Origin of the sequence: Streptomyces sp. RGM 3693 (genome assembly GCF_050471125.1) — a bacterium.
Taxonomy (GTDB): Bacteria; Actinomycetota; Actinomycetes; order Streptomycetales; family Streptomycetaceae; genus Streptomyces.
This window is the reverse complement of record NZ_JBMPPQ010000003.1, coordinates 876,297-890,989: the sequence shown is the minus strand read 5'-3', so window position 1 is coordinate 890,989 and position 14,693 is coordinate 876,297. Positions and strand designations below refer to the sequence as shown.

At 67.7% G+C, this 14,693-nt stretch carries 14 protein-coding genes, 1 tRNA gene and 2 pseudogenes; 6 read left to right on the top strand and 11 right to left on the bottom strand.

What is annotated here, in order from left to right; genetic code table 11:
* The first annotated feature begins 4 nt into the window (after positions 1–4).
* Positions 5–538 (top strand): Imm21 family immunity protein, encoded by a 534-nt coding sequence (locus tag ACO0M4_RS32380; RefSeq protein ID WP_430374634.1) that lies wholly within the window; start codon positions 5–7, stop codon positions 536–538.
* A gap of 419 nt (positions 539–957) precedes the next feature.
* Entirely contained in the window at positions 958–1,299 is a 342-nt protein-coding gene (locus tag ACO0M4_RS32375; RefSeq protein ID WP_430374633.1) for a hypothetical protein, read from the top strand.
* Between the two features lie 68 nt (positions 1,300–1,367).
* Here the strand turns inward: ACO0M4_RS32375 and ACO0M4_RS32370 are convergent, their stop codons facing one another.
* From ACO0M4_RS32370 to ACO0M4_RS32355, 4 genes are all read right to left on the bottom strand, one after another.
* Positions 1,368–1,667 carry a hypothetical protein gene (locus ACO0M4_RS32370; protein ID WP_430374632.1) on the bottom strand — a complete coding sequence of 100 codons (300 nt, stop codon included), beginning with the start codon at positions 1,665–1,667 and terminating at the stop codon, positions 1,368–1,370.
* A gap of 242 nt (positions 1,668–1,909) precedes the next feature.
* Positions 1,910–2,329, bottom strand: a complete 420-nt coding sequence (locus ACO0M4_RS32365; protein ID WP_430374631.1) for a RidA family protein — start codon at positions 2,327–2,329, stop codon at positions 1,910–1,912.
* 11 nt (positions 2,330–2,340) lie between these two features.
* Positions 2,341–2,883: a phytanoyl-CoA dioxygenase family protein gene (locus ACO0M4_RS32360; protein ID WP_430375341.1), complete on the bottom strand. Its 543-nt coding sequence runs from the start codon at positions 2,881–2,883 to the stop codon at positions 2,341–2,343.
* A 12-nt stretch (positions 2,884–2,895) separates the two neighbouring features.
* On the bottom strand, positions 2,896–3,171 hold the full coding sequence (locus ACO0M4_RS32355; RefSeq protein WP_430374630.1) for a hypothetical protein: 276 nt from the start codon (positions 3,169–3,171) through the stop codon (positions 2,896–2,898).
* A gap of 121 nt (positions 3,172–3,292) precedes the next feature.
* Between ACO0M4_RS32355 and ACO0M4_RS32350 the strand changes: the two genes are divergently transcribed.
* On the top strand, positions 3,293–3,940 hold the full coding sequence (locus tag ACO0M4_RS32350) for a TetR/AcrR family transcriptional regulator (protein WP_430374629.1): 648 nt from the start codon (positions 3,293–3,295) through the stop codon (positions 3,938–3,940).
* Between the two features lie 92 nt (positions 3,941–4,032).
* Here the strand turns inward: ACO0M4_RS32350 and ACO0M4_RS32345 are convergent.
* From ACO0M4_RS32345 to ACO0M4_RS32330, 4 genes and pseudogenes are all read right to left on the bottom strand, one after another.
* Positions 4,033–4,104 (bottom strand): annotated as a pseudogene (locus tag ACO0M4_RS32345) (hypothetical protein); the annotation flags it as partial.
* Entirely contained in the window at positions 4,074–4,697 is a 624-nt protein-coding gene (locus ACO0M4_RS32340) for an FAD-dependent oxidoreductase (RefSeq protein WP_430374628.1), read from the bottom strand. The pseudogene ACO0M4_RS32345 and the gene ACO0M4_RS32340, both read right to left, overlap by 31 nt.
* A gap of 178 nt (positions 4,698–4,875) precedes the next feature.
* Positions 4,876–4,971 (bottom strand): annotated as a pseudogene (locus tag ACO0M4_RS32335) (FAD-dependent oxidoreductase); the annotation flags it as partial.
* A gap of 440 nt (positions 4,972–5,411) precedes the next feature.
* A tRNA-Met gene (locus ACO0M4_RS32330) sits at positions 5,412–5,485 on the bottom strand.
* 513 nt (positions 5,486–5,998) lie between these two features.
* On the opposite strand from ACO0M4_RS32330, the gene ACO0M4_RS32325 reads away from it, so the two are divergent.
* Positions 5,999–6,286, top strand: coding sequence for a phage tail protein (locus ACO0M4_RS32325; protein WP_430374627.1), 288 nt, complete (start codon positions 5,999–6,001; stop codon positions 6,284–6,286).
* Positions 6,287–6,454: 168 nt separating this feature from the next.
* A complete protein-coding gene (locus ACO0M4_RS32320) occupies positions 6,455–7,666 on the top strand; it encodes an FAD-dependent monooxygenase (protein WP_430374626.1) in 1,212 nt (403 codons plus the stop codon).
* 288 nt (positions 7,667–7,954) lie between these two features.
* Here the strand turns inward: ACO0M4_RS32320 and ccrA are convergent, their stop codons facing one another.
* The 3 genes from ccrA to ACO0M4_RS32305 all read right to left on the bottom strand — a co-directional run bounded on the left by ccrA (position 7,955) and on the right by ACO0M4_RS32305 (position 13,080).
* Entirely contained in the window at positions 7,955–9,304 is a 1,350-nt protein-coding gene (gene ccrA, locus ACO0M4_RS32315) for a crotonyl-CoA carboxylase/reductase (RefSeq protein WP_430374625.1), read from the bottom strand.
* Between the two features lie 181 nt (positions 9,305–9,485).
* On the bottom strand, positions 9,486–11,294 hold the full coding sequence (locus ACO0M4_RS32310; protein WP_430374624.1) for an ABC transporter ATP-binding protein: 1,809 nt from the start codon (positions 11,292–11,294) through the stop codon (positions 9,486–9,488).
* Positions 11,272–13,080, bottom strand: coding sequence for an ABC transporter ATP-binding protein (locus tag ACO0M4_RS32305; protein ID WP_430374623.1), 1,809 nt, complete (start codon positions 13,078–13,080; stop codon positions 11,272–11,274). Before ACO0M4_RS32305 ends, ACO0M4_RS32310 begins: the two co-directional genes overlap by 23 nt.
* Before the next feature lie 376 nt (positions 13,081–13,456).
* Here ACO0M4_RS32305 and ACO0M4_RS32300 point away from each other — a divergent pair, with 376 nt between their 5' ends.
* A complete protein-coding gene (locus tag ACO0M4_RS32300; protein WP_430374622.1) occupies positions 13,457–14,488 on the top strand; it encodes a GDP-mannose 4,6-dehydratase in 1,032 nt (343 codons plus the stop codon).
* The last annotated feature ends 205 nt before the right edge of the window (positions 14,489–14,693 follow it).

Genomic DNA, 14,693 nt, shown 5'->3' with positions numbered 1-14,693 from the left:
GGGTATGGAAACTCCCGCTGAATCGGTACACAGCCCGACGAAATGGATTGAGTCCACCGGCGGCCCGTTCGTCATCGTCCCGGCCCCTCATGCCGCCGTTTGGCAGGGAATCGAAGGGGATGACTACGACGAGGCGTGTCTCGTTGAAGACTATGTCGGGCGAGTGGAATTCGGCCCGGCAGCCCAGAAAGTGCCGGGCATCGTCGTGGCGGACGAGCCGTTGCCTGCCACGTTCCTGCCAGATCTCCAGTGCTTGCTCCAATGGAGCTATGCACCGTCCGAGCAGGCACTGATCGACGGCGCCCGCAGGTCGTTCGATGGCATCGACAACTGGCACCAAGGCCCCGTGCTCGACGTCCATGACCCATTGATCATGTTCGATGCAACGATCCCGGGCAATTCTCTGGAGCAGGCCGAGACGCTATCCGTCTCGTTGCCGACGGGTAGTTACCAGTTCCACACCGCAGACTTCGAAATCGGCGACGATGTCGCGGGACGCCTGCACGCCATCAGGCCGCTCGATCCGTACCGCTCGTGAACCCCTGGCGGCCCGGCGGCCGGCCCGACACGACGAACACCAGGCATGTTGCCCCTCATCGCACGGAAGTTCCTCACGAACGGCCTTTATCTCTGGGTGGTTTGGGGCGATTCGGTCGTGGAGCGTGTGCAGATGTGAGCCGTGGCGAGAAGGCGTGCGGCGGCCGGGGAACGTCACGGAAAAGCTGGGAATCGGCGAACGGTGCCGCCCGGATATCCCCGATCCATGTACTGCGGCTGATGCCCACCCCCGATACTGTCGAGAGCGCGGGTTATCCGATAAGCGGGGCGGATTCAGTTCGTGGCAGTCGTGAAATTCAGCGTGTCACAGCGGAGTTGGGGCGCATTCCGCATTAGTTTTCATAGCCGTACGAAGTCGATCAACTTCTGATCGCTTCCGTTCGACCTACCGGAGATGAAATGCGCAAGCTTCGTAAGGCCGCCGTTGTGATCGCCGTACTGGGCAGCGTTGGCCTCCTCGGTGCCGGCACTGCAATTGCCCATGGTGGGAGTCATGGCGGGACGAACTCCTTCTCCAGCGACGAGGAGGAGGGCGGAAGGGGAGGCGGCAAGGACGGACTCTTCAACGTCTCCCAGGGCACCCAGTGCCGGTCGCACGATCTGAACATTGACGTCCTCGGCGCGGTCGGCGTCCTCGACGGCGTGCTGGGGAGCGCCCTCAACGGCGAGGGCTCCGCGGGTGCCCAGCAAAGCAAGCTGGGCTCCAGCATGGGATGCAACAACGGCGCCTTCCAGAAGTAGGGGCAGTCAGTCCCGGTGCCGAGCCGCCGTCTGGGCACCGGGACTTGTTCTTGACCGGCGGCAGTTCCTCAATGGCTCTTGAGGGCAGAGGCGATGAGTGCACCGCCGCCCTTGGGGAGTCCGTCACCTCTGCGGCGAAAGCCGGAGAGGTGACCGGCATGTGGAAGGGCGGGATTGGTGATCCGTCGCCCTTCCACGTGTTTCACCTTGTAACTGCTGTCCCGCTGGTACTGCCGGCCGACCAAGTTGTCTGCGGCGACCTGCGCGAGGGCATAGAAGCTCGGCTGTCCCAGGCCCGCGGCTTCAGCTGCCTTGAGATTGTGTACCGCGGCCGCCAGAGCGTTCGCGGCGAAGCCGGTGCGCCTCATGCCGTCGAGGCAGGTCTCGCCTCCGTGTGTGAACACCCCGAGCGCACCCAGCAGCTTCTCGCGGGTCAGGATCAGGCGGGCGGACGCGACCGCCCGCCTCAGGCGCAGTTCGTCTTGATGGCGTGTGGCGTGTGGCGTGTGGCGTGTGGAGGCGTGCGGTGTTTGTCGGGTCGACTTCTTCTGTTGACGTGCACGTCTTTGTGTCGGCTGGTGGGTCAGCAGTTGGTTGACGAGCGGTTGGGTCAGGTGTCGCCGCTGCCGGCCACGGCGATGGCGCGGATCTCCACCAGTAGTTCGGGGCGGGCTAGTTGGGTTACTCCGACGGCGGTCCACGATGGATAGCGGTCGGGGAGGTATGCGTCCTTGACCCGGGCGAACTCCTCTATGTCGCCCCGGAGATCAGTGTGGAACGTGGTCAGTTCGACGATGTCGGCCAGGCTCGCTCCGGCGGCTTCGAGGACGGTCTGTACGCCGCCGAACGCCAGTCGGGCCTGGGCGCCCATGCCGTCGGCGGGCTGCATGGTGGTTGCGTCGACGCCCACCTGGCCCGATACCCAGATCAGGTCGTCGACCCGGGTAGCCTGCGAGAAGTGCAGCTGGTCGTACATCGCCCGGGTGGGGGGCGGGTTGATCGATTGGCGCTTCGTGTCGTGGGAAGCCATTGCGGATCCGATCAGAGGAGTTGGCGGAAGACGGGTGAGCGGAACGGGTCTCCCGGGTTCAACTTCGCCATCTCGTCCACGAAGAGGACGCCGTTGCGGGCGAAGTGCTCGTTCACGTCCGGTAGGGGACGGAACGTCGCGTCGTCGCCGAAGAAGCGGAGGACCAGGGTGTGGCGGTCCGGGCATCCGGCATCGACGCCGACGCCGCCGTGCAGTGAGCGGGGATGCAGTGCGAGGACGTCGCCGGGCTCGATGGCCCACGAGAGCACGTCGTGGGCGTCGGGGTCGATCGCGCGCTCGGCGTCGATGTCTGGCAGGCGGGGCAGGACGCCGTGACCGTGGAGGGGTTCGGTCGGATCGTCGGGGTTGGCGAAAGTGGTCCCGTCGTACTGGATGCCGCGGTAGGAGCCCCGGACGATCTCCAACGAGTTCTGTCGGGGGACCGGTTGGAAGCTGATCCAGGCGTTGGCCCAGTGCTGGCCGGCCCACGGCAGGTACGCGGTGTCCTGGCGCCAGGCGCTGCGGGCGCCGCGTCCGCCGGCCTTGAGGAAGATCTCCTCGGCGAACTACCAGACGTGCTCCGACCCCCACAGGTCGGCGAAGAGCCGGCTGAACGGCATCGACGAGACCATGGCGTCGAGCCGGTCCTTGGCGAGCGGATTGGCGTTGTCGACGTGTGACTGCTGCTCGGTCCCGTCGAACATTGAGGATGCGTTCGGGCCGGGGTTCGCGACGGCCCAGTCGAACGCCTCGCGGCATCGTGCCAACTGGGCTTCGTCGAGGCAGTCCTTGAGGAGGGCGGCGCCGTCGTTCCGGAACGCTGCCCGCACTGACTCGTCCATCGGTGGTTCCTCCTTCGTATCGGGAGTTGGGAGAACGGTAAGGACCCTCATTGATTTACACAACAGGTGTTATGTGAAGTGTGTGGCAGAATCGCGAGGTGTCGAAGAGGAGGGCCGACGAGTGAGTGGCGATGGCGGATCCGCGCCGGTCGTGCGGCGTGGGCGCCCGACCGGTGACCACGAGGTGAAGCGGGCGGAGTTGCTGAAGGCGGCGACATCGGTGATTGCGGAGGAGGGCTACGCCAACGCATCGCTGCGCAAGGTGGCCCAACGCGCGGGGTGCACGACCGGGGCGGTGACGTACTACTTCGCGAACAAGGAAGCGCTGGTCGTCGCGTTGGCCGAGAGCCGGTTCGACAGCTACGACGCGATGCTCGAAGCCAGCCGCGCCCAGACCGACGTCAAGGGGCTCTTCGAGTGGTGGCTGGATCGGACCATCGGCGATCCCGAGTTCTGGCCCGTGATGTCCCAACTGCTCGCCCACGCACGGTACGAACCGGCCTTCGCCGCCCTCATCGAGCAGCGCTACACCCGCTACCGGGGCGTGTACGCCTCGATCCTCGCGACCGGGCAGGCGCAGGGCACTATCCGTGACGACATCCCCGCCGACCTGCTCGCCGACCACCTCAGTGCGATCGGCGACGGGTGGATGGTGATGTTCCCCTTCGAGCCCGAGAGGTTCACGCCGAGCCGGGTCCAGGCACTCCTCGACTCCGCCGTCGCCTTGATCTCTCCGACCCAGGGCACCTCTCGCACGTCCGGTTCGTGATCCGTCCACCCGCCCGGGCGGCGCCCTCCCTTTGCGAAGTGGATGCGTCCGTGGGGCTCACGCATCAGGGGCGCGGCCCGGGTCAGGTTCCCCGGTCGGTGATGCATCCAGGTGCCCTGTGAGAACGGGTCGGTCACCCAGTCGTGATGGGCGGTGTCGACCACTTCGATGTCTGGGGCGAAGGTCCGCAGGGCGCGCTGCACGGCCTCGCGGTCCGCACCGTTGATCGCCGAGGCGTCGGAGCAGAAGCAGACGACGAGGTGTCACCGTCGTGCCGGTATTCCGTCCTGGCGGTGTTGATGGGGTGTTTGCCGACCGGGGCGTTGGCGGCGAAGGGTTCGATCTCGCCCTTGACTCGCGCCCAGATCTTGAGCGTCTTCATCGGCTGTTTCTGCTCGATCATGGTGCGCACCGATCGAGGGACCGGAGGGGCGATGGTCACGTCGCTCAGGGCGTTGAGGGGCAGTGCCGCAACGGCGCGCCGCGCTCCGAGGCGTTCGCCTTCGCGGGTGGTCACGGTGACCCCGGACCCGTCGTCCTCGATCGCCGTCACCGGTGTGGACAGGCGCAGTTCGGCCTTGGTCTCGTCGACGATCGCGTCGAGCAGTCGCTTGGTCCCGCCCTGGATCGGCCAGTGACTGGCGATTTCGATGAACGCGTCCCAGTCGCCGAAGCTGGTCGCGGCCCAGAAGGGGAACTGTGCGATGCCCTGCTCGCGGGCGGAGTGGACCAGCGACGACAGCACGCCGCCGAGCACGTCCCGGTCTTGCGGGGAGAGTAGATCTTCTCGATCCGCAAGGGTGTGGACAGGCCGATGTCGTAGCGCTCCAGTTCGTGCCAGACGTGCCGTTGGGGCCAGTGCGCGTAGGCGCCGCCGAATTCGACGGAGCGGCCGAACGCCTCAGCTGAGAAGGTCCGACGTCGATCCTGTCGCGTGCTTCGAGCAGTGCCACCGAGTGGCCCGCGATGCCGAGATCCCGGGCCGCAGTCACACCGGCGAAGCCGGCACCGACCACCGCAACGTCATGCATGTACATGGTGGACATGAACTCCCGTCGTGTAAGGGTCAGTTGAGGGGTGCCGTACTGAGTCTCATGTTTTTACGCAACGGCTGATACGTGAATTGGGTGGAAGGTCGGTGGGAGGTCGGCCGGGGGTCGGTGGAGGGGAGGCGGACCCTTTCCGGTTGCAGTCCACTGTCCCTGCTGGGTAGGAACTCTGCCGGCCTAAAAGTAGGCCGGGCGGAACCTGTTCGGATGTGTGGGGATGTGCTCGGATTGCGGAGGGTGAAAACTGCGCCCGGGTCTGGGTCTCATTGCGGCCCGGAATGGTAGTGGTAAGCGGAACGGCGGGCGGCGAACGGAATTCATCAATCGCCGCTGACAGGGGAGAGCTCAACGCCTGTCGCTGAAGTTGCCGAGCCGGGACGCAGTGAAGGCCCGGTGGAATCCACCGGGCCTTCACTTCTGAGTAGCGGGGACAGGATTTGAACCTGCGACCTCTGGGTTATGAGCCCAGCGAGCTACCGAGCTGCTCCACCCCGCGACGACCTGATGAACTCTACGGCAACAGCCGGGATCGGTCGAATTGACGTTCGCGCCCGGCCCGACGGCGACGGGCTCGCCGTACTCGGCCGCTCGGTACGTCTCGCCTATGGCGGCCCGCGCGCCGGCTGGGAGCCCGAGCTGCTGCCGGCCCCCGAGTGGGTCGCCCTACCCTCCGCGGGTAGGAGCGTCAGCGGCTTCGGCGGGGCCGATGTGAAGCGTCGTCACCCGCCCGCATGGCCCGGAGCGTCCCGTTCCCGCGTTCCAGGCGGCTTACGTTTCCGCTGGACAGAGCCCCTTTTCGCGTTCCAGCGTCCCGAACTGTTCGGATTTCGTTGCAGCCCGGACGGATCACCCCGCACGCTCGGGTCATCCCGGCACCTCACCCACCGCACCGTCGAAGGGGCTCACTCACGTGTCCAGCGTTCGCAACTGCCGCACCCGCAGGCCGTCGCCGGCCCGCCCCCGGCTGCCGGGCGTTCAGCCGTCCGCCGAGAGCTGAGCGGCGCGACGTATGTTCAGCCTCCAGATCAACGGCCAGGACGCCGAGAACATCAGCACCATGGACGCTCTGTATGCGCATCACATCACCCTGACGCGCGGTTCGGAGCACAGCGAACTTTTCGACGACTGGATCAACTCCGCGATCAACAACGGCCCGAATGCCGGGAGGAACTTCGCCGTCACAACGTATGACGGAAACAATCAGCAAATACATCGGTGGGAGTTCACCGACGCGTGGATCTACAAAGTGGTGGGCGAGTCGATCAGCATCATCTTCAGCAAGATGGAGGTCGTCTGAGGTCGTCCGGTAACTGGTGGCGAGGTGTTGTGCGGCGACGGCGATCCGCTCCGGCCGGGCGGAGCGGATCGCCCGTTCCCGTCGTCCTCGGGCAGCCCGCGGGGTAGGTATGTGCGGGTGACGCCCTGGGGCTTCGCAACTGTGACCAAAAGAGGAAGGCCAGCCACTATGAGTTCTCCGAGCATCCTGATTTCCGGCGCCAGCATCGCGGGACCGGCCCTCGCCTCCTGGCTCGCCCAGGCCGGCTGGGACGTCACCGTCATCGAACGCTTCGACCGGCTGCGCGACGAGGGCCAGAACATCGACATCCGCGGCAGCGGCCGCGAAGTGCTGCGCCGGATGGGTCTCGAAGACGCCGTACGCGCCGCTCACACGCACGAGACCGGTCTGGACTTCGTCGACGAGCTCGGCCGGCCGCTAGCACGTTTCGCCGCCGGCACCGACGACACCTCGGGTGGTACCGCCGAGCTGGAGATCCTGCGCGGGCGACTCGGGCAGATCCTCTACGACCACTCGTCAGCCGAAGCCGCTTACGTCTTCGGCGACCAGATCACCGCGCTGCATGACGACGGGCACGGTGTGGACGTCGAGTTCCGCCACGGATCGGCCCGCCGGTTCGATGCGGTGGTCGTCGCGGAGGGGCTCCGTTCGCGCACGCGCTCGATGGTGATACCGGATGTCCGCCTGCGCGAACTCGGCGTTTACAGCGCCTACCTCACGATTCCGCGCACCGACGCCGACGACAACCGGTGGCGGTGGCTGATCTGTGACCGTGGCCGCGGCGTGACCCTGCGGCCGGACGACGTCGGCACCATCCGGGCCGGGCTGAACATGTTCGGCTCCGTGCGCGGTCTCGATCGCCTGGACCGCGACGAGATCGTCACGATCCTGCGCGCGACATTCGCCGACGTGGGCTGGGAAACCCCACGGATTCTCGACGCCCTCGACGAAGCCCCGCTGTACTTCGAGGCGCTCGGGCAGGCCCGGCTTCCGTGTTGGAGCCGCGGCCGGGTCGTGCTCCTCGGGGACGCCGCCTACTGCGCCTCGCCGATCAGTGGCATGAGCACGACCTTAGCCCTCACCGGTGCGTACGTTCTGGCCGGCGAGCTCGCCCACCACACCGATACGCACACCGCGTTCGCTCGGTACGAGGCGATCATGCGCCCGTTCGTCGAGAAGGCCCAGCAACTCCGACCGGGGCTCCCACGGATCCTCTATCCCCGCACCCGTCGGCAGCGATCGTTGCTCTGGGCCGGTCTGCGGACGGCCGCCAGCCCGCTGGTCAATCGGCTCGGAGACGTCTCGGGTGCACTGTTCAGCCCGCCCGCGGACGCGCTCCGCCTGCCTGACTTCGCGATGACGGCACGGCACGGCGGGTGACCTGAGCGGATGTGGTCGGGGGGTGGGCGAGCCCGCCGCCCCTGGCGGTGCCGCGCGGGTCCTTCCCCGAGGACCCGCGCGGCACCGGTGTTCGGTCGTTGCCCCGCCAGTAAGCCGCGAATCGCAGGACCTGCGCACCGGCTGCTTCGCACCGCGTTGCCCCGTCGAGCAACTCGACGGGGCAACGAGACGGGGGCGGAATTGATCAACAGCGTCGTTTCGAACGGTGGATCCTTCTTCGGGGGTCTTCGTGGCGTGCGTGGGAAGGGCTCCGGGCCGCGGGAGTGGTCAGCGGAACCGGTTGATCGCGTCGATGTGCTTCGCGCGCAGTTCCTCGTCGCGCACGCCCAGGCCCTCCGCCGGGGCCAGGCACAGCACGCCGACCTTGCCCTGGTGGACATTGCTGTGCACGTCGTGGACGGCGAGCGCGGTGTCGGCCAGCGGGTAGGTGCAGGAGAGGGTGGGGTGGATCTTCCCCTTGGAGACGAGGCGGTTCGCCTCCCACGCCTCGCGGTAGTTGGCGAAGTGGGTGCCGACGATGCGCTTGAGGTGCATCCACAGATAACGGTTGTCGAACTCGTGACGGTAGCCGGAGGTCGACGCGCAGGTGACGATAGTGCCGCCCCTGCGGGTGACGTAGACGGACGCCCCGAAGGTCTCCCGGCCGGGGTGCTCGAAGACGATGTCCACGTCCTCGCCGCCGGTCAACTCCCGGATGCGGGCGCCGAACCGCTTCCACTCCCGCGGATTCTGGGTCTGCTCGTCGCTCCAGAAACGGTAGTCCTCGGCCGAACGGTCGATGATCGCCTCCGCGCCCATGCTCCGGCACACCTCGGCCTTGCGCGGGTTGGAGACCACACAGACGGGGTTGGCTCCGCCGGCGAGGGCGAGCTGGGTGGCGTACGAGCCCAGACCGCCGCTGGCGCCCCAGATCAGCACGTTGTCGCCCTGCTTCATGCCGGCGCCGTTGCGGGAGACCAGCTGACGGTAGGCGGTGGAGTTCACCAGACCCGGGGCGGCGGCCTCCTCCCAGGTGAGGTGGGCGGCCTTGGGCATCAGCTGGTTGGACTTGACCAGGGCTATCTCGGCCAGGCCGCCGAAGTTGGTCTCGAAGCCCCAGATCCGCTGGGCCGGGTCGAGCATGGTGTCGTCGTGCCCGTCCGCGCTCTCCAGCTCCACCGACAGGCAGTGCGCCACGACCTCGTCGCCGGGCTTCCAGACGTTCACACCCGGGCCGGTGCGCAGCACCACACCGGCCAGGTCGGAGCCGAGGATGTGGTACGGCAGGTCGTGGCGGGCGGCCAGCGGCGAGGTGCGCCCGTAGCGCTCCAGGAAGCCGAAGGTCGGCAGCGGCTCGAAGAGGGACGACCACACGGTGTTGTAGTTGACCGAGCTGGCCATCACCGCGATCAGGGCCTCGCCGGGCCCCAGTTCGGGCACCGGTACCTCGTCGACCCGCAGTGACTTGCGCGGGTCCTTGTCCGCGCTGGGCATGCCGCGGAACATCTCGGTGTCCTCTTTGTGGACCGTCACGGCCCGGAAGGACTCGGGCAGGGGAAGCGCGGCGATGTCCTCGGGGGTGCGGTCGGGCGCGCTGATCGCGGCGAGCAACTCGCTCAGGGCATGACTGTCGGGCATGGTGGATCGGCTCCTTTGGGCGTTTCGTCAGGTGGTGAGGTGCGGGGCGGTGGGGCGCCCCGGCGTGGGGACGAGGACGGCGGGTGGGGGAGTCGCGGGTCTCGCCTTTTTGGGCAGAGCCGTAGCCGCTAGCGGTCACCGTCGGCTCGGCGACGGGAACGACGGTTTGGGGCGGGCCGGTTCAACGTGGTGTGGCGTCCTCCAGCCCGGCACCGCGCCCTACGGCCGAGTGCAGGCGGGCGTAGGGCCCTGCGGCGGCCAGGAGCTGGTCGTGGGTGCCCTGCTCGACGATGCGGCCGCTCTCCATGACGAGGATCAGGTCCGCGTCGCGGATGGTGGAGAGGCGGTGGGCGATGACGAAGCTGGTGCGGCCCGCGCGCAGCGAGTGCATCGCGCGCTGGATGAGGATCTCCGTGCGGGTGTCGACGGAGCTGGTCGCCTCGTCCAGGAGCAGGATCGAGGGCCGTGCCAGGAAGGCCCGCGCGATGGTGATGAGCTGTTTCTCGCCCGCGCTGACGTTGGTCGACTCCTCGTCCAGGACGGTGTCGTAGCCGTCCGGCAGGGTGCGGATGAAGCGGTCGGCGCAGGTGGCGCGGGCCGCGGCCACGATCTCCTCGTGGGTGGCGTCCGGGCGCCCGTAGGCGATGTTCTCCGCGATGGTGCCGGAGAAGAGCCAGGCGTCCTGGAGCACCAGGCCGATGTGGGAGCGCAGGTCCTCGCGGGTCAGGGTGGTGATGTCGGTGCCGTCGAGGAGGATGCGCCCCTCGTCGGTTTCGTAGAAGCGCATCAGGAGGCTGCCCAGGGTGGTCTTGCCCGCGCCGGTCGGGCCGACGACCGCCACGGTCTGGCCGGGTTCGACGGTGAGGGAGAGGTCCTCGATGAGCGGGGTGCCGGGGGAGTAGCGGAAGTGGACCTTGTCGAACTGGACGTGTCCGCCGACCTTTTGGAGACGCGCGGGGCGGTCGGAGTCGGGGCGCTGCTCGTCCTCGTCCAGGAGGTCGTGGATCCGTTCCGCGGAGGCGAGGGCGGACTGTAGGCGGCCGGCGATGCCGGCGACCTCGACGATCGGCTGGCTGAACTGCCGGGAGTAGAGGATGAACGCCTGGACGTCGCCGATGGTCAGGGCCCCGGCGACCACGCGCAGCGCGCCGACGACCGCCACGACGACATAGCCGAGGTTGGAGACGAACATCATCGACGGCTCGATGGCGCCGGAGACGAACTGGGCCCGTGCGCCGGCGCGGTAGAGGGCTTCGTTGTGCTCGTCGAAGGCGCGCTCTGCCTGCTCGCGCCGCCCGAAGCCCTTGACCAGCGCGTGACCGGTGTAGATCTCCTCGACGTGGGCGTTGAGCGTTCCGGTGGCGGACCACTGGTGGGCGAACCGTGGCTGTGCGCGCTTGCTGATCCGGGCCGCGAGCACGACGGACACCGGCAGGCAGGCCAGCATGATCAGTGCCAGCAGCGGCGAGATGACGAGCATCAGCACCAGCATGCTCAGCACCGAGAACACCGCTGTGATCAGCTGGCTGAGGGTCTGCTGGAGGGTCTGCTGGAGGTTGTCGACGTCATTGGTCACCCGGCTGAGCACCTCACCCGCCGGGTTGCGGTCGAAGTACCGCAGCGGCAGGCGGGCGAGCTTGGCCTCCACGGACTGGCGCAGTGCGAAGACCACGCGCTGCACGACGGTCGAGACCAGCCGGCCCTGGAGGAGGGTGAGGAAGGAGGCGGTGGCGAAGAGCGCGAGCGCGATCAGCAGCACCCGGGCGATCGCGTCGAAGTCGACTCCCGCGGATCCATGGGCGTGCCGGGGGCCGTCGAAGAGGAGATCGGTGGCCCGGCCGAGGAGTATCGGGCCCGCCGCGTTGAGCACGACGCCGCCGATGCCCAGGGCGACGGCCACGGTAACCAGGGCACGGTGCGGTCGCAGCAGTCCCAGCATGTGGCGGGCGGGGCTGCGCCGCCCGCGGTCAGAGCTGTCCGCCGAGACCATGGACAGCCTCCTGAGGGGTCGTGGCGGCTTCGGCGTCCGAGTCGGAGCCGCCGTAGTGGCCGGTGAGCGCGGTGAGTTGGGACCGGGCGATTTCCTGGTACGCCGTACTGGTGCGCAGCAGTTCCTGGTGCGTACCGGTGGCGGCCACCCGACCCGCGTCCAGGACCACGATGCGCTGCGCGTGCTGGACGGTGCTGACGCGTTGGGCGACGGTGAGCACCGTCGCCCGGGAGATCTCCGGTTCCAGGGCGGCCCGCAGCGCGGCGTCCGTGGCGTAGTCCAGCGCGGAGAAGCAGTCGTCGAAGAGGTAGATCTCCGGTCTGCGCAGCAGGGTGCGGGCGATCGCCAGCCGCTGCCGCTGTCCGCCGGACACGTTGGTGCCGCCCTGAGTGATCGGTGAGTTCAGCCCCTCGGGCAGGCGCTGAACGAAATCTCGGGCCTGCGCGATCTCCAGCGCGTGCCAGAGGTCGGCGTCGGTGGCATCGGGGTTGCCGAACCGCAGATTGCTGGCGACGGTGCCGGAGAAGAGGTACGCGCGCTGCGGGACGAAGCCGACGGTGCGGCGCAACGTCTCCGCGTCCAGGGCGCGTACGTCGACGCCGCCCACGTGGACGGAGCCCTCGGTGGCGTCGAAGTGCCGTAGTACGAGGTTGAGCAGGGTGGTCTTGCCGCTGCCGGTGCTGCCGAGGATCGCCACCGTCTCACCGGAGCCGGCGCTGAGATCGATCCCGCTCAGCACCGGCTCGCTGGCTCCCGGGTACCGGAACTCTGCGCCACACAAGGCAAGTTGACCGTTAGCAGGCATGGTGCGCACGGGCCGGGGCGGCGTCGTCACGCTCGGCTCGGTCCCCAGCACCTGCTGGATGCGCTCGGCCGAGACCCGCGCCCGCGGCATCGCCAGGCATACGAAGGTCACCATCACCACCGACATCAGGATCAGCGTCAGGTAGCTCAGAAACGCGCTGAGCGCACCGAACCGCATCGCCCCGGCGTCGATGCGGTGCGCACCGAACCACACCACCGCCGCCATGAAGCCGTTCAGGACCAGCATCACGATGGGCACGATGGTGGCCAGCAGTCGGCCGACGCGCAACGAGAGGTCACACAATTCGGAATTGGTTCGGCCGAATCTCTCGCCTTCGTGTCCGTCGCGCACAAAAGCCCGTACGACGCGGACTCCCGTGATGCGTTCGCGCAGCAGGCCGTTCACGCGGTCCAAGTATTTCTGCATACGGTCGTAGAACGGGTCGGTGCGGCCGAGAATAAGACCGAAAGACATTCCGAGGGCCACCATCAGTGCCACCAGGAGCAGCGAGAGCGGAATGTCCTGCTTAAGTGCGAGCGCGATGCTGCCCAGACACATCAGGGGCGCCGAAACGGCGACGCCGAACGCGGACAGCGCCAGCATCTGCACCTGCTGAACATCGTTGACGGTACGCGTCATCAGCGACGGAGTGCCGAACTGCCCGACCTCGCGGGCGGAGAAGTCCAGCACCCGGCGGAAGACGGCCGAGCGCAGGTCGCGGCCCATCGCCATGGCCGTACGCGCGCTCAGTGACACCGCGCCCACGGATGCCGCGACCTGTACGAGCGCAACGGCCAGCATGCCCAGGCCGGTCCGGGTGATGTAGCTGCTGTCCGCCTTGATCACGCCGTTGTCGATGACTGCGGCGCCCAGCGTCGGCAGGGCCAGGGTGGCCAGGATCTGGGCCAGTTGGAGCAGCCCCAGCAGGGCAACGGCGCGCCGGTGGGGACGCAGTAGGGTTCGCAGGATTCTGAGCAGCACCGGGCGACGCTCCAAGAGGCGGGCAGGTCCGGTCGGCGGCGCGGGTGAGGCGCCCACCGGGCCTGGACGGGGCACGTCCGGACAGTGCAGCGCACCGCACACCGGAAAATCCGTAGTGTCCTGAGGCCGCTGCCGCTGGGGCGCGCGGGGATCCGGCGATCCCGGTCTCGAACAGGCCACCGCAACACGAGGGTTGGGACTCCGAAATTCCGTAGTGTTACCGGAATTTCTTGACACCACGACCGGCCGCTTGGAAGCGTGCGTTTACCCGGCGTCCGGACCGCGGCGTATTCGACGCCATTCGACGCCAAGAGGTCAAGTGGCAGACTCGGCTCTGCGTTTGGGCGGTCTGTTCTATGCGAAGGAAAGGAATGCGATGTCCAAGCGTGCGCTGATTACCGGAATTACCGGTCAGGACGGCTCCTACCTGGCCGAGCACCTGCTCGCACAGGGTTACCAAGTGTGGGGCCTGATACGGGGTCAGGCGAATCCCCGAAAGTCGCGGGTCAGCCGGCTCGTCTCCGACCTGTCCTTCGTCGACGGTGACTTGATGGACCAGGCCAGTCTGGTGTCGGCGGTCGACCAGGTGCAGCCCGACGAGATCTACAACCTCGGTGCAATCTCCTTCGTGCCGATGTCCTGGCAGCAGGCCGAACTCGTCACCGAGGTCAACGGCATGGGCGTGCTGCGCATGCTGGAGGCGATCCGCATGGTCAGCGGCCTGAACGGCTCGCGGAGCAGCGACGGCGGCCAGATCCGCTTCTACCAGGCGTCCTCGTCGGAGATGTTCGGCAAGGTCGCCGAGACCCCGCAGTGCGAGACCACCATCTTCCGCCCGCGCAGCCCCTATGGCGTCGCGAAGACCTACGGGCACTTCATCACCCGCAACTACCGCGAGTCCTTCGGCATGTACGCGGTCTCCGGCATGCTGTTCAACCATGAATCACCGCGCCGTGGAGCGGAGTTCGTGACCCGGAAGATCTCCCTCGCGGTGGCCCGCATCAAGCTCGGCTACCAGGACAAGATGTCCCTGGGCAACCTCGACGCCGTGCGCGACTGGGGTTTCGCCGGGGATTACGTTCGCGCCATGCACCTGATGCTGCAGCAGGACGAGCCGGGCGACTACGTGATCGGGACCGGCCAGATGCACTCGGTCCGCGACGCCGTCCGCATCGCCTTCGACCACGTGAACCTGAACTGGGAGGACTACGTCAGCATCGACCCCTCGCTGGTGCGCCCGGCCGAGGTGGAGATCCTGTGCGCGGACGCCGAGCGGGCCCGCACCCAACTGGGCTGGGAGCCCAGCGTCGACTTCCCGGAACTGATGCGCATGATGGTCGACTCCGACCTGCGCCAGGCGTCCCGCGAGCGGGAGTACGGGGATCTGCTGCTGGCCGGTAGCTGGTAATCCGGCCGGGGCGCACGGGATACCTCGGTACGCGGCGTGTGCCCCGGGGGTATCCCGTACCGCTTCGGCACGGCGACCGCGTCGTCACACGGAGTCAAGGACACTACGGAATTTCCCGTGATCCTCCCGGTGGAATGGGCGCGTGGAACACCGGGCCGGCGATCGGCCGCCGCATCCCGGTGGACCGGTCCGGCGCCATCGCCAG